Below are 19877 nucleotides of genomic sequence, written 5' to 3' on the forward strand. Positions count from 1 at the left end.
GCTGCCGGCCGACGCCGGCACGGCCTGGCGACACGGCCTGCGCCTCGGCCTCCATTGCAGCCACTGCTGTGCCGGCCCGATGGCGACCCTGCTGGTCATCGGAGTCATGGACCTGCGCGCGATGGCGGTCGTGGCGGCCGCCATCACCGTCGAACGTCTCGCACCGGCCGGCGAGCACGTCGCGCGAGCCATCGGAGCCGTCGTCGTCGGGGCGGGGTTGTTTCTGATCGCGCGAGCCGCCGGGCTCGGATGACGCATCGCGCCGCGTCGTGCGGTTTCAATCGAGTCTGACCCTATTGGTTCTCGCTACATGTAGGGGCGGCTGGCTGGGCCAGAAAACGTGGTTTGCCCGTTTCTGTTTCGACTAGCTCACCACGAACAGAAATAATCCGTACAAAAGGGATCGGAGTGATTAAATATAAATCACTCCGATCCCTTTATTCTCTTCCTGATGTAATGACGACATTCTCTGGCGAACCCAACTGAAGGTACTTGTGGGCATCTGTCAGTGGGGCCCAACGCAATACCATTTCACGAACATCATTGACGTGCGTGCTGCTCGCACGCGCTAGTGCCTTAAGGTACGTTTCAAACCAATCTCCTTGACGATTGTTAATGGCCGTATTTGCCGCAAACTGAACATGGTCACGTGCAGCGTCCGTAATCGACAGCTGTTCATGTCTGATCAGCAAACGAGTCACTTCGGATGTATAACTCATTCTGAGTAACCCGCTGATGACTTCCCGCCAAGTCAGTATTTCTCTGTGCTTCAACGCGATAGGCACAAACTCAAATATCCGCAGCATCAAGCGACCAATGAACATCGCCGCCAATCCTCCATTAATCGGTAATGAGGTTGCCAGTACAGTCCTTGCGCCCAGGGTAAAAGCTGCATTTGCACAACTGCTGTGACTTCCATCGAGTGGATGGGTATCACAAGCACTGAATATGACGATCGGGGGAAATTGGCATCTATACTTTAGGCGCCACACGTCCACGGGCTTGCCTCCCACCACGAACGTCCCGATACCGAACCGGTCTTCATAGGAACCATGCCCGTCAAAGACCAGAATCGCACCCGAGAATGTACTCAAAGCATTTACAAGATCTTCCTCAGTCTCGACATCCACAAACCGGATTTTATTACGCGCATTTCCAGATTCCTTTAGTGCATGATTTATCGCTTGCTCGAGGAGTGTGCTCAGCGGATCGTCTGCGTTGAATGACCGGATAACCAGAATGTCAAAAAGAGTCTCCACGTCAATAATGACCGGCGGCATCATGCAATGTATGAGGAAAAGGTTTCCTGGCAAGACTGGAATACGCGACAGATCATAACGCAGCCCCAAAGGCAAACCCCCACAAGGCATCCACTCCAACGGCACGTCGGAGACCACTTTCAGTCCCTGGATGCGTGACTCTGTAGTGGGTTGATCGATTCGTATTAAGAATTTTTGATCCACCAGATCGTGCATACGTTGTCCAACTACCCTTGCCAGGCGAGACAACTTGTATTGCGAACGAATGCGCGCATTGGAGCGCGCACAATGCGCAAGTATTTTCAGCTGTCCACGAACTTGATTGACCTTTGGTTCCAGACGAAGCACGGGTGTCAATGTGGCAGACGACAACAACGACAGTCCTGCTGTGTAACAACGATGGTCCGCTGCTCGCATATGCATCACCATCTGGAATAACTTGTTCTCCAGCAAGTGTGGGTCAGTTACGCCGTCAAAACTGTCGAAGTACGTGGATTGTTGGACGGCGTTTTTATAGGCAGCCATAAACGCCTTCCGATCGTTAGCAGTGAGCTCGTCGCCTTGACCTCGCCATTCTCGGTAGTGACTCCAATGAACGCTAGGTACGCTGATTAGGTAAACATTATCTAACAGTTCAGCGGGCAAATTAGCCATCAACTTTTTTCGTTCCGACGATACCATGTCAGCGGTTAAGCAAATGCGATCGATGTATTTCTGGGGATCACCCTGCACATTCGTTACTGCAATTGGTACGAGTGGGTCATCTTTTCCAAGTCGCCAACCAAATGACATCAAAGCCAGCTCATTCGGTGTTGTTACATTGTGGAACGACTGGCAAAGATCCAACGATCTCGGCAATTGCCTGTTAGCAGCTTGCATTGCGTCTTTCGTTGCATTGACAAAGGGGCGCCATTCAGACGTGCCTGACAGGTGTGTGAAAACAGACTCTACGAACTCCAACAGGCGATCAAGATCAAATTCACTATCAGAGAGGTGTCCTTGACCTTCTACGGATGAAACATGCAGGAAAGGAACCCCATCGGCAAATTTCAGACTGTCCACTGCGCGAGCCAACTCAGCGTCGTTTGTTTGTACTACGCGAAACAGTGATTCAACACCGATTTGTGCTATTTGTTGGAGTGCAGTTATGTCAATAGGGATGACATTTCGCCATAGAAGTCGTCGGAGACGAAAATGTAATACGTGCTCAGGACCTGAAAACGGCTCACGTACGTCGGCGGGTAATATAGTGGCAGACAGGATCATGTTAGACGACGCATGTAATCCGGGTGTGTACCAACCGAACGGACTCGTCTCTTCAAGGTTCTGTGGTGCGTGTGGAATAAAATAGAATATTTTGAGTCGTTGATCCAAAACAACGAGACCAGCGAGCAATCGTGATTGTTTGAGATCGGGTTTCTTCGCCCGTCGGGCAGAAACGTTCTTTTTCGATTTTGTCTGTTTTTGTTTTCTTGTCCGCATGGCTTGGAGCACTTATAGTGTCAGACTCGATTGAGTGATAGTTATTTCTGACCTTAATTTAGCGATTTCACAGCCAGAGCCGACACTGCCCCCTGTTTGCAGATTGACCCGGAACGATTTCCGGACGAACAGGAACCGGCCAGTTTCCGCACGTTGCGCGTCGATTTTTTATCCTCGTCCCTGCACAAGACAAGCCTTAAACACTTACCGCCATCGCCCGCGGGTTGCGTCGCATTCGCGGGAGCGCCGGCAACATCCGCCTTACTTCGGTTCTTTCGCCAGCCAGCCGGCGGCATTCCGAATTCGCGCTTGAAGGCCCGGTTGAACGCCGCCTCCGAATCGTAGCTGACTTGCTCCGCTACCGCGGCGAGTGATTTGCTTCCGGTCCGGAGTTCCTGCGCCGCGACATGCAGGCGCCAGCGCGCCAGGTACTGCATGGGCGGCAGATCCAGCAGGTCGGTGAAGCGTTGCGCCAGCGCCGAGCGCGACAGGCCCACCTTGCGCGCGAGCTCGTCCACGGTCCAGGCATGGGCGGGCTGCCGGTCATTACTGTCGTCTTACTTTCACCTGGAGCGGAGAACGGTTTTTACAAACAAGCTCGCTGAAATGACGGGTACCCCGTGGTAGCGAATAAGGGGGACGGAGGGATTAAAGATTAATCACACTAGTCATTCACCGGCGTCCTTCGCTGCCGACTCGCTGATCGCCGCCCAGTCGAATAATAGGAGACTGACCACGGTTAATTGCCGACTGGACAAGAAAACTTAGGTGTGACTTCGGGTAAACTAGCCACTCAACCGGGGTGATACCGTGAAAAATAACAGGAGTAATTCCATGAGCGTTTTAGCAAAGTCCGTGCTTACGTTAAGCCTGTGCATTTTGGGGGCGCTTCTGCCTGTCCAAGTCATGGCTGATGCGCCGAAGATCGGCATCGTCATCATGCATGGCAAGGGTGGATCGCCGTCCAAGCATGTCGCAGACTTGGCGAGCGCCCTGGAAGGAAAAGGATATCTCGTCGCGAATCTTGAAATGCCCTGGTCGGGAAAACGAGATTACGACGCAACCGTCAGTGCGGCTGAAGAACAGGTCAAGACCGCATTGTCCTCTTTGCGAAGCAAGGGAGCGCAAAAGGTTTTCATCGCCGGACACAGCCAGGGCGGTGCTTTCGCCCTCCATCTGGCCGGGACGCATGCCGTGGATGGCGTCATCTGTATCGCGCCCGGTGGCAACGTCGGCAGCAAGGTGTTCCATGAAAAACTGGGTGACTCCGTGGCGCTGGCGAAACGACTTGTGGCGGAAGGCAAGGGGGATGAAAAAATCAAGCTTGAAGACTACGAGGGCAAGAAGGGCACTTATTCGGTTGTTACCACCCCTGCCGTGTATCTGAATTGGTTTGATCCCGATGGCGCCATGGACACGAAGCGGGCCGCGCGCGCCGCGAACCCCCGGGTTCCGGTTCTCTGGATGGTCGCCAAGCGCGACTACCCCGGTCTTAGATCATCGAATATACCGTTGTTCGACTCCCTCCCTAAGCATCGGTACACACGGCTGTACGAGCCCAATTCCGACCACTTCGGCGCACCGTCCGCGTCGCTCGATGAGATCGTGCGCTGGACATCCGAGGTTGCTGGTGCGGGACGGTAATTCGGCGCTCCATCGTACGTGTAAAACAACGCGGCGGTGAGCAAATACATTAGAATTCTTAATCATGCCCTGCCTAGAATTCTGGTTTGAGTTCGGAAGTACATACACTTATCCGGCCGTCATGCGCATCGAGAAGCTGGCTCAGACCGCTGGCGTCACGGTTGATTGGAAGGTGTTTTTGCTTGGTTCGATTTTCAGCGAGCAAGGCTGGAGCGATTCGCCGTTCAACATTTATCCTGCGAAGGGAAAATATATGTGGCGAGACCTGGAGCGCATTTGTACGGCGCTTTCAATCCCGTTTGTCCGCCCATCGAAGTTTCCGCGCAACGGCCTGCTTGCTTCGCGGGTGGCTTGCTGGTTTGCGTCTGAACCGTGGATATCCGAGTTCACGAAGGCGGTTTTCAGCGCCAATTTCGCGGAGGACCGTGAAATTTCCGATCCCGAAGTTGTGCATGCCTGTCTCAACGGTCTCGGTCTCGACGGCCCCCGCTTACTTGAGCAAGCACAGACTGCGGAAAGTAAAGCGAAGCTGCGTACACAAACCGAATACGCCAAGAGCCTCGGTATTTTCGGCGCTCCTACTTTTCTGGTCGGTGAAGAGATGTTTTGGGGAAACGACCGTCTAGAAGCAGCCCTGGCGTGGGCGCGGACCGGTAATAAATCGAGTTCTAACATTTTGTCCAACCAAGACGCGCCTTAAGCGCCCGTCTCGGAGTTAGGATGGCGGATATCCAAAACGCTGAGGTAGACTCGGGAGTCGAGGTTTCATGGCCATTCGTATCGTCCGTTTAGGTACTGAGAGAGCTCCGAACGAAGGGTTGCGCATCGGTACGGTGAGGCGCCCGCCGCGCGGCGTTCCGAAGGCCAAGTTCTCGTCGGGAAACTGGTACGACGTTTGGTTCCCGAACCTGGCGCCTGCGCCGGAGACGATCAAACTGGCGCTAAGTGCCAAAACACAACGTCAATGGAATGCCTTTGCGAAGCGGTATCGTGTCGAGATGGCGACCCCAGACAACAGCCGGATCCTCGATCTGCTGGCGGCCCTTTCGCAAGAGGCGAATTTCTCGCTGGGCTGCTACTGCGAAGACGAGTCCCACTGCCACAGGTCTGTTCTTCGGCAATTACTGCTCGATCGCGGGGCAAAGTTACTATGAACACCCTACAAGAGTGGCCCTACGCATGCTGGTTCTCGGCCGGACTTTGCGAGCGTTATACTCCAAGAGCATGAGTGTGGTCACTCAGAAATACGCCGGCCGGTGCCATTGCGGAAATATCGCACTGGATATGGAGTTTACGGGCGAACCGAGCTCATTCAACCCCAGAAGCTGTGATTGCGACTTTTGTTGTAAACATGCCGCGTCGTATGTCTCGGACCCGCGCGGTAAACTGGTGCTGAAGGTTAAGAACGCAGCCAATTTGGGCGAGTATCGCCAGGGTAGCGGGATTGCGGATTTTTTGGTTTGCAGAATTTGCGGCGTCTTGGTTGGCGTCTGTTATCAGGAGCATGGACAAATGTATGCCGCGGTGAACAGTAAGGTGGTCGAAAATGGCGCCGACTTTGGCGCCGAAACAGCCGTTTCGCCGAAGAAACTGAATGACCAGGAAAAAATCCAGCGCTGGAAAAAAATCTGGTTTGCTGACGTCAGCATCGAAACGGCAGGCGCGTAATACACGGAAATGACGCGGCGTTTCCAATCGGCAGGAGCGCTGGTGCGCGAGGCTCCGTTGTCAAAGTTGAGGTAACTTGAACAACCGGATTGAAATCATCTACTGCACTCAGTGCCGCTGGCTATTGAGAGCGGCCTGGATGGCGCAGGAGTTGTTGACCACTTTCGATCAGGAGATATCCGAGCTGACCTTGAAACCGGGCACCGGCGGCATTTTCGAGATCAGCGCCAACGGCGTGTTGGTTTGGTCTCGTAAGACCGAAGGGAGATTTCCCGAAATTACCGAATTGAAACAATTGATCCGGGACCGGATCGCTCCCGGACGGGACCTTGGTCATGCCGATCGAAAAAAAGACGCGGACGATTCGTGATTGTCTTGTTCAAGCAGCGGTATATAGTCATTACGTAAATGCTGCAAATTTCCAAACCTGAAACGCCAGAACAGTGGGGGGAATACTTCGATCTACGCTGGCGGATATTGCGCGCCCCGTGGGATCAACCGCGTGGGTCCGAAAAGGACGAGTTCGACGAGATCGCCGATCATGTCACCGTTCGGGACCAGGAAGGCCGACTTCTCGGAGTAGGTCGGCTCCACATGAATAATAAAAAAGAAGCACAGATCCGTTACATGGCGACCGAAGAAGATTGTCGCGGGCTTGGCATCGGCCGAGTAATAATCAAAAAATTAGAGGAACTTGCCCGTGCCCGCGGCGTCGAACGAATCGTGCTAAACGCCCGCGATAACGTCGTTGGTTTCTATCTACGTTTCGGGTACACCGTCACCGGTCCCGGCCCGACCCTGTTCGGTAAAGTTAAACATTCAAAAATGGAAAAAAGATTGCAGGATGAAAAGTAATAAACGGATTGAATCTACCGGTAGACAGGAACAGTTGAGAGGAGTATGCGCGATGAAACGATTTGCATGGCTGTTGCTTATGTTGCTAGCCCCGCTGCTTGCCCAAGCGCAGGAGCAACACTCCCCTTACGCGGGGCGGCAGGAGCGCGGGATCAAGGCGCTTTCGGCGGATGAAGTTCAGGCCTACTTAGAGGGGCGGGGAATGCAACTTGCCCTTGCTGCCGACCTGAACAAGTACCCCGGGCCATTGCACGCTCTTGAATTAGCCGGACCGCTGCAACTCACCGCCGTGCAACAGGCGCAAACAGAGGAAGCACGTGCCGCGATACTCAATGAGGCAAGAAAGCTGGGAAAGCTCATCGTCGAAAAGGAGCAAGAACTGGATCGGCTATTCGCCAGTGCAAAAATTGATGAAGGCAAGCTGCGCACACTGGTTCGAGAGATCGCCCGTTTGCAAGGAGAGTTGCGCATCGCACATTTGCGCAGGCACCTGGAGATGAAGCAGATCCTCACGTCCGAACAGATCGAGAAATACGATGAGTTACGCGGGTATGCAGGTGCCGGCGCAGGACATGGCCGGCGGGCGCATTGAAAGGAATGATAGCCTCACGCTGATCCGTCTGATGGGTTAACTCCATGATCAAACGGATCGGATGCTCGCGATGCTCGCACTCCGGCTGCTGGCTCGGGTGTTAACTGCTCGACAAACGGCCTTCTTCGGTTTGAGTCAAAATTCCGCTTAAAGCGGTACCTATGGCAAAACTGTACACATCGAGTTATCTTCCAGGCGTCACAAGGCCTCACGGCCGTCTATCCCCCCAAAACTGGCTATCGGCGTACCCCCCTAACGAACGCTTGACTTGATCTATATTTGGGAATAAATTCCCAAATTATGGATGCGTCGACCAAATTTGCCCAAACGCTGGCTCTAGTCACGACTCAATTACTACGTCCGCTGGTTCGCGTACTTCTGCGAAATGGCATGTCCTTCAACGCTTTTTCCGATCTGGCCAGACGTGTGTACGTCGATGTCGGGATGAATGAATTTGAGATCCCCGGCAAAAAACAGACGATCTCCAGGGTCGCTATTCTTTCTGGCCTGTCACGCAAGGAAGTCCAACGCCTGTTAGAGGAACAACACGGGGCCGCGAAAACTGAAGCCCAGGAACGCTACAACCGCGCCGCCCGGGTCATCGCCGGGTGGGTCAGAGACAAGGATTTCACCGATACCGCCGGCCAACCGCTGGCATTGAACCCGGAAGGCGACAGCGCGGGCTTCGGCCTGCTTGTGAAGCGTTACAGCGGCGATGTGCCCGCGCGCGCGATTTTGGATGAACTGCTTCGCGTCGGCGCCGTGGAGCGCCTGGAAGATGACCGCATTCGCCTGCTCTCACGCGCCTACATTCCCCGCACCAGCGATCTCGACAAGCTCGAGATTCTGGGAACCGACGTGTCCGATCTGATTTACACAATCGACCATAACTTGCAACACGGAACCGCTGACCCGTTCTTTCAGCGCAAGGTGATGTACGACAACCTCACGGCCGAGGCCGTGAAACATTTCCGTCATTTGAGCGCGGAACAGGCGCAAGCATTATTGGAAAAGATGGACGAATGGTTATCGAAACATGACCGTGATGTGAATAGTTCCGTGCAAGGCATGGGTCGTCTGCGTGCCGGTATCGGCATTTATTATTTCGAGGAAAATCTGGAGCGACAACCAGAGGAGAAATGAGATGAACTTGGGACGGTATCGCAATATTACTTTGGTTGTGGCGGCGCTTCTCGTGCTATCGGCTTGCGGCGGAGGGGGCGGAACCACGGCAAGCGGCGGGACCGGTGGGACCGGAATCAGTTTCGGTTCGGTAACCGATTTTGGCAGCATTTTTGTCAATGGCGTGGAATTCTCCACGAACGGCGCGACAATCAACCGCGATGATGTATCTATCAACGAAAGCGAGCTCCGCAGGGGCATGATAGTTGAAGTGCAGGGGTCGTTTGCCAGCAGCACGAGCGGTACGGGAACAACAGTTAATGTTGAGGAAGTTGTGCGCGGCCCGGTGGAAACCAAGACCGGCACGGCGAGCGCGGGCACGCTGGTGGTGCTTGGGCAAAACGTAAACGTCGATGACACGACGCTGTTTGACGATAATGTCCCGAACTTCGGCGCCGTCAACTCCGGAGATTTATTGGAAGTTCATGGCCTTCGTCGTCCCGATGGGACGATCGCGGCCACGTTCATAGAGAAGAAAACCGCGCCGGTGGTATTCACGGTGCGCGGCACGGTAGCGGGCCACAACGCCGGGGCGCAGACCTTTACCATTGGCGCGCTGACGGTGAATTACAACGGTGCAACCATCAATGACATGCCCGCACCCTCGGGCAGCAACTGGAACAACCTGTTCGTCGAGGTGAAGGGCACTAACTGCTCAGGAGTCAGCCCGGCGCCTTGTGGCACACTCACTGCGACCAAAGTCGAGCCGGAAGGGCTGGGCGTGGTCAACGCGAATCGGGCTGAGATCGAGGGTTTCGTAACGGCGCTGGTGTCGACCTCTGATTTCACGCTGAATTCCCTGCGCGTGCTGACCACCGGCGCCACCGTGTTCTCCGGAGGCCTGCAGAGTGAAATCGTCGTGGGCGTCAAGCTCGAGGTCGAGGGAACTCTTGCCGGCGGCGTATTGACGGCGACCAAGGTCCAATTCAAGGAGAGCGTCAAGCTTGAATCGAATGCCTCCGTGTCGGGCTCGACGATTACCCTGGAAGGTCTGCCGGGCATCACGGTAACGGCGAACGCCTTCACGGAATTCAAAAATACGGCGGCGACGAGTTCTGATCTCGCCCCTTTGGATAACCGGAATGTGCGCATTCGCGGCCGCGCCTCGGGCGCCACCTCGGTGATCGCGACGGAAATTGAAGACCGTGAGGCGTCCGATTCGACTGCGGATGTGATTCTCCAGGGCTCGGTTGCCAAGGCTGATGTGACCAACCCCACCTTCAAGATCCTCGGGGTCACCGTGGACACTTCCCTACTCGCCGCTAACGATTTCAAGGACGTGAACGACAGCCCCATCGGCGCTACGCCGTTTTTCATAGCGCTTTCGGCTAACGGCGGGCTCGTGAAAGCGAAAGGACGGCTGCCCGTCGCGCCCGGCAGCGACAATGTGCTCGATTCCGATACGCTCCGGGAAGTCGAGCTTGAGGACTAATTATTTACGTCGGGAGAACCAGTTGCTATTGGTCTCCATGCTCGGCTCGAAAGCGACCTGTGGCGAAATGAGATAGTGCAAGATTCACCCCCGTGCTGCATTGAACTTTGGCGGTCGATTCAGACCGCCATTTTTTTTGGTGAACCTTCCATAAGTCAGCTCATCTGAGGAAGTTTCATGCGTGAATCACTAAATTAGCCCTGAAAGGCGTGGGCAGGGTTGGCGCGAGACGGCTGGAAAAAGCGGGAAATTCGAACTGTTGGTGAATTACGCACGCACCCGCTTTAAGGAATGGAAACTTTCAGGACGAGTGCCGCCTATCCTCTTTGAATGCTGTGCGCAGAAGTTCCCGGAGTTCTGGTGAGTCCTTGTGCCCATGCACGCTGACGGCATGTTGCACGGCCGCCTCCAGCAATTCCTCGTCGTTGTTGGCAAAGATGGATACCGTACAATTCGATACGCTGGGATGTTCACGGCAATCTATAAATTTTCTGGGCATGGGTGCCTCCTTTTTGTTGATCGAATTAATACAAGGTAGGTAGCTGCTTATCCGCGCAGTTCCGGAACTTGATTGCTGGATGCGAAATCAACCTATACCCGCGCACCAAAAGGGTCAAGCGAGTGACCGGGTCTGGCGGCATCAAGCGAACCGCGCCAGTGTCAGCCCCTCCAGGCTTATATCCGGGGAACGTTGAGAAACAAGATCAGCCAGGATCCGTCCCGAGCCACAGGACATCGTCCAGCCGAGCGTGCCATGGCCGGTATTGAGGTACAGGTTCTGAAAGGCCGTTGTGCCAATGACAGGGGGGTTGTCCGGTGTCATCGGCCGGAGTCCGCACCAGTATTCGGCATCAGTGTAATTTCCGGCACCGGGAAATAATTCACTCACCACGTGCGCAATGGTTGCCATTCGCGCCGGTGGCAGCGACAGATCGTAGCCCGCCAATTCCGCGGTTCCGGCGGCGCGCAGCCTGTTTCCCAGGCGAGTGATGACAACTTTGTAGGTGGCGTCCGTGATGCTGCCAACCGGCGCCGCCGCGGAATCCGTCACCGTGACGGTCGCCGAGTATCCTTTGACGGGATAGACCGGAAGGTTAATACCCAGCGGTCGCAGCAGTAGCGGAGTATAACTCCCGCAGGCGAGAACATAGGTGTCGGCCACCATTTCTCCCCGATCCGTGATGACGCGTTCGATCCGGTTACCGTCGGCCTCCAGCCGTTCAATGTTTGTGGACAACACGTATTTCACGCCGTCGGTCATTGACCGCGTTGCCAGTCCCTGGGTGAATTGATAACAATCGCCGGATTCGTCTTCCGGAAAGTGGAGGCCCCCGGATATTTTTTCATTTGTGCTTTGCAGCGCCGGTTCCTGCGCGAGACATCCGTCACGATCGAGAAGACGGCATTTCACCCCCGCACGTTCGAGCAAGACCATGTCGCGCTCCGCGTTATCGAGTTCCCGTCCCGTGTGAAACAGCTCTAGCAGTCCGTGTTGACTTTCCTGGTACGAAATTCCGGTCATCCGGCGCAGTTCGACCAGGCATTCGTGGCTGTAGCGAGCGAGCCGCAGCATGCGCTCTTTATTGACGGCATAGCGTGCGGAGGTGCAGTTGGCGAGCATTTTCAAAAGCCATGACCACATCGCCGGATCGAAACGCGGACGCAGCACCAGCGGCGAATGCCGGCGGAACAGCCATTGCAACGCCTTCAGGGGAATACCGGGCGCGGCCCAGGGGGTGCCGGCGCCCCAGGACACCTGACCGCCGTTGGCACGGCTCGTTTCCATTGCCGGTTTCGCCTGCCGGTCCACGACCGTCACCTCGTGGCCGGCCTGGTTGAGGTAATAGGCGGTGGTGACACCGATCACTCCACTGCCGAGAACGAGCACTTTCATAAGCGCGCGGCGCCGGATACGTGACAGTCAATTGGATGGAGAGCGAATTCTTGCATGCCACTCTATATATCAGACCGGCCAATTGACTGCATCATGGTGGGTGGCGTTCGATCGAAACATGCACAAGTCAACCGCCAATTTAACGACAACCGGGAGTACGGGATTAAATGCGAATTTTATATTGATTCGTCATTAATGTGCCGGGGAGGATTGTATCAGCTCGTTGAGGCGCTGGCGGTTTGTTCAGGGGGGACATTTTGTTCGGCGTTTAAAAGCCATTTTTGAATTCGATTGACGTCACCGTAACGGCTGTATTTACCCCAGGAGTTAAGCAAGACGATGGTGAGCGGCCGATTGCCGATGGTGGTTTGCATGAGCAGACAATTCCCGGCGGCGGACGTGTACCCGGTTTTGCTCAAGCTGATGTCCCAGGTATCCCGCTGAACCAGCCGATTGGTATTGTGGAATGATATTTCTTGACCCGAGGCATGATCGATAACCGTAAAGGAAGGTTCACTGGCGATTTCGCGCAGCAGCGGGTATTTTTCCGTCGCCGCTGAAAGCAAGGCCAGGTCGCGGGCCGTGGACACGTTGCCATTATCAAGACCGCTCGAATCCGTGAATCGTGTGTGACGCATGCCGAGCTCTTTCGCGAGTGTGTTCATCGCCCGTATCATGGCTTTCTTACCACCGGGGTAGGTGCGCGCCAGGGCCGCCGCGGCACGATTGTCCGATGCCCCCACCGCCGCGCGCAGCAGATCGTATTGGGAAATCAGCGCGCCATAGGCCAGACGCGAACCGGTTCTCCGAAGACGATCCCTGTCAGCTCGGGTAATTTCAATAAGGGAATCCAGCGGCACGCCCGATTCGAAAATGACCAGGGCTGTCATGATTTTGGTCAGCGAAGCGATCGGGCGCGGGCGGTCGATATTGCGTTCGTACAATATAACCCCTTCCCTGTCATCCATGACCAGCGCCACACCGGACCGGAGGAATAACTTTTCGGGTCGTCCGTATTCGACGATTTCTGCCGCTTTGATGTAGTGTTCCGACTCGCTTTCGGTTGCCAGGGGTTCATCGGCAACCGAAGTGACGTATATCGCCGTGATGGCCAAACCCAACAGGGTTCCCGAAAAACTTTTCCATCTTGTTGGCTTTGCTGAAAAAATAGCGGTCTCTCCCTAAATTCAGATTTACCCCTATATTCTTAGCATATTTTCGTCACAACACCATACCTCCTTGCCGGTCATTTGATGCGTTTGGGAGGACATGGGCAGCTTCCCCGACCAAGCCCATGCCGCTGGACCCGATGGTTCGTTGAGCCACATCTGAAATAGCGCAGAAACTGGCCGGATATTGCCCGGGGAAAATCGGCATTCTGCGTTTGTCTGGCACTGGATGGAACATGGCCACCGGCAATGATTCGAAAGGGTTGAATCGATACCCTGGAGTTCTATAAGCTTTCTTCCTCCGGATTCTGTCCGAATACCGCTAAAGGAGAATTGTCATGCCATTTACCTATCATGATCTGAAAGAAAAGACAGTAGCCCAGCTGCGCGAGATCGCGAAGGACGTGGATCATGAGGCGGTCAAGGGCGCGACCCAGATGAATAAGGACCATCTGCTGAAGGCATTGTGCAGCGCGCTCAAGATTGACATGCATGAACATCACCAGGTCGTCGGCGTCGACAAAACCGCGATCAAGGCGAAGATCCGCGAACTCAAGAAAAAACGCGACGAAATACTGGCGTCTCAGGATCGAACCCAGTTGCACGGCGTTTTGCGCCAGATTCACCGACTTAAAAGAACCATGCGCCGTGCAATGGTGTGATGTTGGAATGCCGCATATCTGAAGCCAAGGGCGCTGGTATCAGTTAACCGCCGAAATCCCCGCGTGCCGACGTGGTAAATGTTTACAATCCTGGCGGGGCTGCGGCCATCCTTGGCGTCAATCTGGCGTTGCCATCTGCGGTGATGCGGAAACACCGATGTATCTTCGGATTGCGCGCGAAATCCTGCGGCAGGGTCTGGCGTGTGATGTCCTCGGTTTTGAGCGGTGCCAGCCCCGTGCGGTCGATTTTGAAACGGCGGTAATTCGTCGAAAATACCAATGTACCGCCGGGTTCGAGTAACGCGGCCGCATCGGAAATAAGCGCGACGTGGTCACGCTGAATGTCGAGCGTATCTTCCATGCGCTTGGAGCGTGAGAACGTCGGCGGGTCGAGGAAGATCAACCCATAGCGTTGCCGGTTATCCTTGAGCCATACCAGCGCGTCCGCCTGGATAAGTTCATGCTTGCTACCGCGCAAGTGATTCAGTTCTAAATTGCGCCGCGCCCAATCGAGATAGGTGCGCGACATTTCTACCGTCGTGGTGGTGGCCGCGCCGCCCAGACCCGCGTGCACCGTCGCAGCGCCGGTGTACCCGAAAAGATTGAGAAAACGTTTCCCCCTGACCATCTCGCCCAGCATGGCACGCGTGCTGCGGTGATCGAGAAAAAGCCCCGTATCAAGATAATCGGTGAAGTTCACCAGGAACCGGCACGGACCCTCGCGTACCTCGTGGAATTTTCCGGTCTCGCCGAGTTTTTCGTATTGGGTGCCGCCTTTCTGACGCCGCCGCACTTTGAAGAACATCTGCTCGCGCGGGATCTCGAGCACCGCTGGAATTACTCCCAGCGCGTGATGCAGACGCTGGCGCGCCTTGGCCGGATCGATCGTGTCCGGTGCCTCGTATTCCTGCACATGCACGTAACGCCGGTCCGATTCGTAGACATCGATCGCGAGGTTGTATTCGTGCAGGTCGGAGTCGTACAGGCGGTAGGCGAATATTTCCTGGCGTCGCGCCCAGCGTCCGAAATGCTGCAGATCCTTGCGCAGCCGGTTGGCGAACATTTCGGCGCTGGAACCGGGGCGGATTTCGAATGGTTTGGCCACGCGTCCGCCCACGACGTTTTCCGGCGTGATCTCGAAGTGCAGCAACTTGCACTCGATCGCGCCGTTATAGAGCGTGTGCATTTTCCCGGCGCGCAGGCCCATGGATTTTCCCAGCTCGGGATTGCCGGTGAACACCGCGGCGCGCCAGCCGGGGAAGCACTTCTTGAGTTGTATGCCGAGTTCGGCGTACAGCGCCGGCAGTTCGGAATTCGGGCCCAGGCGTTCTCCGTAGGGCGGGTTGGCCACCACGAGTCCGCTCGGAGCCTGTTCCGGGGTACACGCGGCCAGTTCACGCGTTTGCGCACCAATAAGGTTGCCCAGCCCCGCGTGTTTTATGTTGTCGCGCGCGGCCCGGATGGCCAGCGGGTCGCAGTCGTAACCGTGAATCGGTGGCAGGTGCGCAAGTCCGGTTTCGCGCCGCTGGCGCGCCTCATTGAGCAGTTCCGACCAGATGGCGGCATCGTGCTGTTTCCAGCGGAGAAAGCCGAAGTATTCGCGCGCCAGCCCGGGCGCGATGTCGGCGGCGATCATGGCTGCTTCGATCAGCAGTGTGCCCGAGCCGCACATCAGGTCGACCAGTGTCCCGTTTTCCTTGGCGAAAACGGGCCAATTCGCGCGCAGCAGAATCGCCGCGGCGAGATTCTCTTTGAGTGGCGCTGCCACTGTTTGCGTGCGGTAGCCGCGCCGGTGCAGCGATTCACCCGCAAGATCGAGACTGACCGTCGCTTCGTCGCGGAGCAGGTAGACGTTCACCCGCACATCGGGTCGCGCCGTGTCGACCGAAGGCCGCAAACCGGATTCATCGCGCAACTGATCCACGACCGCATCTTTGACCTTGAGCGCACCGTAGTGCGAGTGAGTAATAACGGATTGCGATGGAGTAAAGTCGACCGCCAGTGACCCATTGGGCGCCAGATGTTGCTTCCAGTCGATAGTATGAATGCCATCGTAGAGAGCCTCCGGCGAACGCGCGGGAAAACTTTCAATCGGCATCAGGATTCGATTGGCCAGACGCGACCACAGGCAGGCGCGGTAGGCGGCTGAAAGCGACCCTTCGAATGCCACCCCGGCGCGGGTCGCACGTACATTTTGCGCTTCAAGTCCGGTCAGCTCATCGGCGAGCATTCCTTCGATGCCCTTCGGACAGGTCGCGAAGAATTTGAGATATGAGGTTATGGACACAAAAGAAATGTTACGTGGCAACTTGTCAGCGGTAAACGAAAACGACAGGCTAGCCTGATTAGACGACCCGATCGCTGTTAGAATCCATCCAGATTAACCGAGGTCTTTCCGAGCGAGCATACAGGGCGTAGCGCAAAAAAAGAGCTTCCTGATGGAAGCTCTTTACACTTTTCTGCCCAAGCCGTGGTTACGCTTCGAGAACGTTTTTCATCGCATCCAGCGCCTTCATTTCGATCTGGCGGATGCGTTCGGCGGAAACGCCGTATTCATCGGCCAGTTCATGCAATGTCGGTTTTTCCTCGTTCAGCCAGCGTCGCTGGATAATGTCGCGTGCGCGCGGATCGAGGGCGGTCAGCGCGGTACGGAGCTGTGTCTGGCGTACATCCTCCTGATCGGACTGGGTCGCCAGGACTTCCGGATTGTAGCGCATGTCCTGCAAATACCCTGACGGGGCGACGTGATAGCTTTCATCGTCGGTGTCATTATCCATATCGAAGGGGACGTCCGCATTGCTCATGCGCGATTCCATTTCCTGCACAGTTTCCGGCGCGACGTCCAGATTCTCCGCCATGGCATCTACTTCACCGCGCGTCATCCAGCCGATGCGCTTACGCGACTTGCGCAGGTTGAAAAAGAGTTTGCGCTGCGCCTTGGTGGTGGCGACTTTGACGATGCGCCAATTGCGCAGGATGTAGTCGAAGATTTCGGAACGTATCCAGTGAATCGCGAAGGACATCAAGCGGACCTTGTGTGCCGGGTCATAATGTTTGACGGCCTTCATCAAGCCGATATTTCCCTCCTGGATCAGATCCGCCTGCGGCAACCCATAACCCGCGAATCCGCGCGTGACCCGCACGACATACCGCAGGTTTGCCAAAACCAGCTGGCGGGCGGCGCCGAGGTCACTGTGCTTGTGATAACGTCGCGCCAATTTCCGTTCCTCCGCCGCGCTCAGTACTGGCAGCGCGTTGACGGCCCGGATATAGGTGGATAACCCGTTTTCGGGGTAAAGATTAATAGCCAGTGCCAATGATTTGGTCATTAATAAAGCCTCACCATGAATTTAGACTGTGATCCTCTTTCCTTGAGATTGAATTTTAGCACTCGAACCTTAGGAGTGCCAAATTGCGGATAAGTTCATATTCTCTATATAAAATAGGGTTTTATTGATTAGATGCCGTCAATTTCTAGGTAGGTTCCAGGGTTCTCAGGTGACGGCCGACCGCCAGGCGCGACCCCAGCCACCCAAGCAGCCCGCCCGCGGCGAGGAGGGCGAGCGAGGCGGGCAAACCGAGATTTTTGGCCTCAAACCGGCTCCCGTATAACCCAGCCAGGTTATCGATCGGGGATGACAACAGCAGCAGGGCCAGTGCCACCAGCAACCACGCCAGCATAGCTCCCAAGAGGCCCTGCAAAGTTCCGGCATAGAGAAATGGACGGCGGATGAACGCATTCGTGCCGCCGATCAACTTGGTTATCACTATTTCGTCACGACGATTGAGCACCGCCAACCGGATGGTATTGCCGATAATGAGCAGCACGGCCACGCCCAGACCGCCTGCCAGGATCAGTACCCCGTGACGGGCCAGCTCAAGTATCGCATGCAGGCGCCGGACCCACTCGAGATCGATTTGGGCAATATCCACTTCGTTGTAGCGACGGAGCTGTTTCACCAGGGCCTGGAGTTTGTCGGGATGCGAGTCGGTATCGGCAGGCAGCACGACCAGCACCGCCGGCAACGGATTGCGTTCCAGCGCCTCCAGCGCCTCGCCGAAACCGGACAGTTGCTTGAATTCGGCGAGGGCGGCGTCACGCGAGATGTAATTCACACGTGACACGGCTGGCAGGGCGCGAATTTTGGCGGCCAATTTCTCTGCCGCGGCGTCGTTGACATCGCGTTTCAGGAACAACGAAATTTGACCGTTGCTGTCCCAGCTTCCGGAGAGCCGCTGCAGGTTTTCGATCGCGACGTAAAGGCAGGCGGGCAGCGCCAGCGTTATCCCGATAACCGCTACGGTGAGGAATGTGGCGATCGGTGTACGCGAGAGCTGCCCCAGGCTGAAGAAAAAAACCTGTGCATGGCGCATGAAGTAGTTTTTGATCATGCCGCTGCTCCCGTATCGCGCACCAGTTCACCGTGATTCAGTTCCATGACCCGCTTGCGCGCGCGGTTGATGAGGTGCCAGTCATGTGTGGCGACCAGCACGGTCACGCCATGGTGATGAAAGTCCAGAAAGAGATCGAGAATTTCATCCGACAGGGCGCTGTCGAGATTCCCCGTTGGCTCATCCGCCAGCAGCAGCGGAGGCTTGTTGACCACCGCCCGGGCGATTCCGACACGCTGTTGCTCGCCACCGGAAAGCGTGATGGGATACATGCGTTCCTTGCTCAGCAATCCAACCATTTCGAGCGCCGCACGCACGCGACGTGGAACCTCGCGTTCATCCGTGCCGGTGACGATCAGGGGCAGCGCCACATTGTCATAAACCGTGCGGTCCAACAGCAGCTTGTGATCCTGAAACACGACGCCGATTTCGCGCCGGAAATAAGGTATTCGTCGCCGTGGCAGCCGTAACAGGTTGCGTCCGTTGACAAGCGCCTCGCCCCGCGTTGGCCGCTCGATGGCTGTGATGAGTTTAAGCAACGTGCTTTTGCCCGCGCCCGAGTGTCCGGTGATGAAGACCATCTCACCCGGCTGGATCTGAAGATTGATATTCCGCAGGGCGTCGAAATTGCCGGGATAGCGCTTGAAAACATGGGTAAATTGGATCATGACGGGAACACTCAGGGGGCCGGCAAGATAGTGTCGACAAACTCGCCGGCATTGAATTCACGGAGATCATCCATGCCTTCCCCCACGCCGATATAACGAATCGGCAGGCCGGGGTTGCGCGCCATGGCAATCAGGATTCCCGCCTTGGCCGTTCCGTCGAGCTTGGTGACGGCGAGGCCCGTGACCCCCACGGCATCGTTGAAATGCGTAAGTTGCGACAACGCATTTTGTCCGGTGCCGGCATCGAGCACCAGCAATACCTCGTGCGGGGCTCCGGTATCAGACTTGTTTGTCACGCGTTTGATTTTTTTCAGCTCATCCATCAGGCCCGCCTGGGTGTGTTGCCTGCCCGCGGTATCCACGATCAGGATATCGCTCCCTCTGGCCACCGCGGCATTCAGGGCATCGTGCACGACGGCCGCGGCATCGGCCCCGGTGTGCTGGGCGATCACCGGGACATCAAGTTGTTGCGCCCAGGTTTTCAGTTGTTCGATGGCGGCGGCGCGAAAGGTGTCGGCGGCGGCCAACATGACCGAGTGCCCGGCATTTTTGAATCGCTGTGCCAGTTTGGCGATCGTGGTGGTTTTTCCGACACCGTTGACGCCCACCACCAGCATCACGAAGGGTTTGACCGGCGTGATCACCAGCGGCCGGCTGCATGATTCCATCATCGACAAGAGACTTTGGCGAAGCGCCTGGTACACGGCACGGGAGTCGTTAGACTGCCGGCGCGAGACCTGGTCCGTGATCCCCCGCAAGAGCAGCTGCGTCATATCCACACCGACATCGGCGGACAGCAGCAGCGCTTCGAGTTCTTCGAATAGACCCTCATCGAGGGCCCGCTGCCCAAGCAGCAAATCGGCCATTCCCCGGGTGAAACGTTGTTGCGTGGCGGCGAGTTTATCGCGGAAACGGCCGATCAAGCCCGCCGGCCGGCTACTTTCGGTCAGGTTGGAGGAACGGGATGGGCTCAAAGGA

The 19877-nt window shown here is 56.1% G+C and carries 20 protein-coding genes and 1 pseudogene; 11 read left to right on the top strand and 10 right to left on the bottom strand.

The window, feature by feature from the left end:
• On the top strand, window positions 1-253 hold a 253-nt coding region (locus WD823_RS05875; RefSeq protein ID WP_368428552.1), incomplete at its 5' end, for a DUF2182 domain-containing protein.
• A gap of 184 nt (window positions 254-437) precedes the next feature.
• Here WD823_RS05875 and WD823_RS05880 read toward each other — a convergent pair.
• Both WD823_RS05880 and WD823_RS05885 read right to left on the bottom strand, forming a co-directional pair.
• A complete protein-coding gene (locus WD823_RS05880) occupies window positions 438-2753 on the bottom strand; it encodes a hypothetical protein (protein ID WP_368428553.1) in 2316 nt (771 codons plus the stop codon).
• Window positions 2754-3007: 254 nt separating this feature from the next.
• A pseudogene (locus tag WD823_RS05885) lies at window positions 3008-3280 on the bottom strand (helix-turn-helix transcriptional regulator); the annotation flags it as partial.
• Window positions 3281-3575: 295 nt separating this feature from the next.
• Between WD823_RS05885 and WD823_RS05890 the strand changes: the two are divergent.
• From WD823_RS05890 to WD823_RS05930, 9 genes are all read left to right on the top strand, one after another.
• Entirely contained in the window at window positions 3576-4385 is an 810-nt protein-coding gene (locus tag WD823_RS05890; RefSeq protein WP_368428554.1) for an alpha/beta hydrolase, read from the top strand.
• Between the two features lie 64 nt (window positions 4386-4449).
• On the top strand, window positions 4450-5085 hold the full coding sequence (locus tag WD823_RS05895) for a 2-hydroxychromene-2-carboxylate isomerase (RefSeq protein WP_368428555.1): 636 nt from the start codon (window positions 4450-4452) through the stop codon (window positions 5083-5085).
• Between the two features lie 67 nt (window positions 5086-5152).
• Complete coding sequence (locus tag WD823_RS05900) at window positions 5153-5539, top strand: DUF488 domain-containing protein (protein ID WP_368428556.1); 387 nt, start codon at window positions 5153-5155, stop codon at window positions 5537-5539.
• A gap of 25 nt (window positions 5540-5564) precedes the next feature.
• A complete protein-coding gene (locus WD823_RS05905) occupies window positions 5565-6053 on the top strand; it encodes a GFA family protein (RefSeq protein WP_368428557.1) in 489 nt (162 codons plus the stop codon).
• Window positions 6054-6129: 76 nt separating this feature from the next.
• Window positions 6130-6423 carry a SelT/SelW/SelH family protein gene (locus WD823_RS05910; protein WP_368428558.1) on the top strand — a complete coding sequence of 98 codons (294 nt, stop codon included), beginning with the start codon at window positions 6130-6132 and terminating at the stop codon, window positions 6421-6423.
• Window positions 6424-6461: 38 nt separating this feature from the next.
• Window positions 6462-6908 (top strand): GNAT family N-acetyltransferase, encoded by a 447-nt coding sequence (locus WD823_RS05915; protein ID WP_368428559.1) that lies wholly within the window; start codon window positions 6462-6464, stop codon window positions 6906-6908.
• Window positions 6909-6960: 52 nt separating this feature from the next.
• Window positions 6961-7500: a Spy/CpxP family protein refolding chaperone gene (locus tag WD823_RS05920; protein ID WP_368428560.1), complete on the top strand. Its 540-nt coding sequence runs from the start codon at window positions 6961-6963 to the stop codon at window positions 7498-7500.
• A gap of 300 nt (window positions 7501-7800) precedes the next feature.
• Window positions 7801-8643: a DUF6502 family protein gene (locus WD823_RS05925; RefSeq protein ID WP_368428561.1), complete on the top strand. Its 843-nt coding sequence runs from the start codon at window positions 7801-7803 to the stop codon at window positions 8641-8643.
• A 1-nt stretch (window position 8644) separates the two neighbouring features.
• Window positions 8645-10114, top strand: coding sequence for a DUF5666 domain-containing protein (locus WD823_RS05930; protein WP_368428562.1), 1470 nt, complete (start codon window positions 8645-8647; stop codon window positions 10112-10114).
• 301 nt (window positions 10115-10415) lie between these two features.
• Here the strand turns inward: WD823_RS05930 and WD823_RS05935 are convergent, their stop codons facing one another.
• From WD823_RS05935 to WD823_RS05945, 3 genes are all read right to left on the bottom strand, one after another.
• A complete protein-coding gene (locus WD823_RS05935; protein WP_368428563.1) occupies window positions 10416-10613 on the bottom strand; it encodes a DUF1059 domain-containing protein in 198 nt (65 codons plus the stop codon).
• A gap of 141 nt (window positions 10614-10754) precedes the next feature.
• Window positions 10755-12008 (bottom strand): D-amino acid dehydrogenase, encoded by a 1254-nt coding sequence (locus WD823_RS05940; RefSeq protein WP_368428564.1) that lies wholly within the window; start codon window positions 12006-12008, stop codon window positions 10755-10757.
• Window positions 12009-12223: 215 nt separating this feature from the next.
• Window positions 12224-13129: a serine hydrolase gene (locus WD823_RS05945; RefSeq protein WP_368428565.1), complete on the bottom strand. Its 906-nt coding sequence runs from the start codon at window positions 13127-13129 to the stop codon at window positions 12224-12226.
• Between the two features lie 386 nt (window positions 13130-13515).
• Between WD823_RS05945 and WD823_RS05950 the strand changes: the two genes are divergently transcribed.
• Window positions 13516-13839 carry a hypothetical protein gene (locus WD823_RS05950; protein ID WP_368428566.1) on the top strand — a complete coding sequence of 108 codons (324 nt, stop codon included), beginning with the start codon at window positions 13516-13518 and terminating at the stop codon, window positions 13837-13839.
• Between the two features lie 82 nt (window positions 13840-13921).
• On the opposite strand, the gene rlmKL is transcribed toward WD823_RS05950, so the two are convergent.
• From rlmKL to ftsY, 5 genes are all read right to left on the bottom strand, one after another.
• Window positions 13922-16126: a bifunctional 23S rRNA (guanine(2069)-N(7))-methyltransferase RlmK/23S rRNA (guanine(2445)-N(2))-methyltransferase RlmL gene (rlmKL, locus tag WD823_RS05955; protein ID WP_368428567.1), complete on the bottom strand. Its 2205-nt coding sequence runs from the start codon at window positions 16124-16126 to the stop codon at window positions 13922-13924.
• 187 nt (window positions 16127-16313) lie between these two features.
• Window positions 16314-17168 carry an RNA polymerase sigma factor RpoH gene (gene rpoH, locus WD823_RS05960; RefSeq protein WP_368428568.1) on the bottom strand — a complete coding sequence of 285 codons (855 nt, stop codon included), beginning with the start codon at window positions 17166-17168 and terminating at the stop codon, window positions 16314-16316.
• 145 nt (window positions 17169-17313) lie between these two features.
• On the bottom strand, window positions 17314-18231 hold the full coding sequence (gene ftsX, locus WD823_RS05965) for a permease-like cell division protein FtsX (protein ID WP_368428569.1): 918 nt from the start codon (window positions 18229-18231) through the stop codon (window positions 17314-17316).
• The gene (gene ftsE / locus WD823_RS05970) at window positions 18228-18899 is read right to left on the bottom strand and encodes a cell division ATP-binding protein FtsE (protein ID WP_368428570.1); all 672 of its coding nucleotides are present in this window, start codon (window positions 18897-18899) and stop codon (window positions 18228-18230) included. Before ftsE ends, ftsX begins: the two co-directional genes overlap by 4 nt.
• 11 nt (window positions 18900-18910) lie before the next feature.
• Window positions 18911-19873: a signal recognition particle-docking protein FtsY gene (gene ftsY / locus WD823_RS05975; RefSeq protein ID WP_368428571.1), complete on the bottom strand. Its 963-nt coding sequence runs from the start codon at window positions 19871-19873 to the stop codon at window positions 18911-18913.
• Window positions 19874-19877 lie beyond the last annotated feature (4 nt).

The organism is Sulfuricaulis sp., from assembly GCF_040901545.1.
Taxonomy (GTDB): Bacteria; Pseudomonadota; Gammaproteobacteria; order Acidiferrobacterales; family Sulfurifustaceae; genus Sulfuricaulis.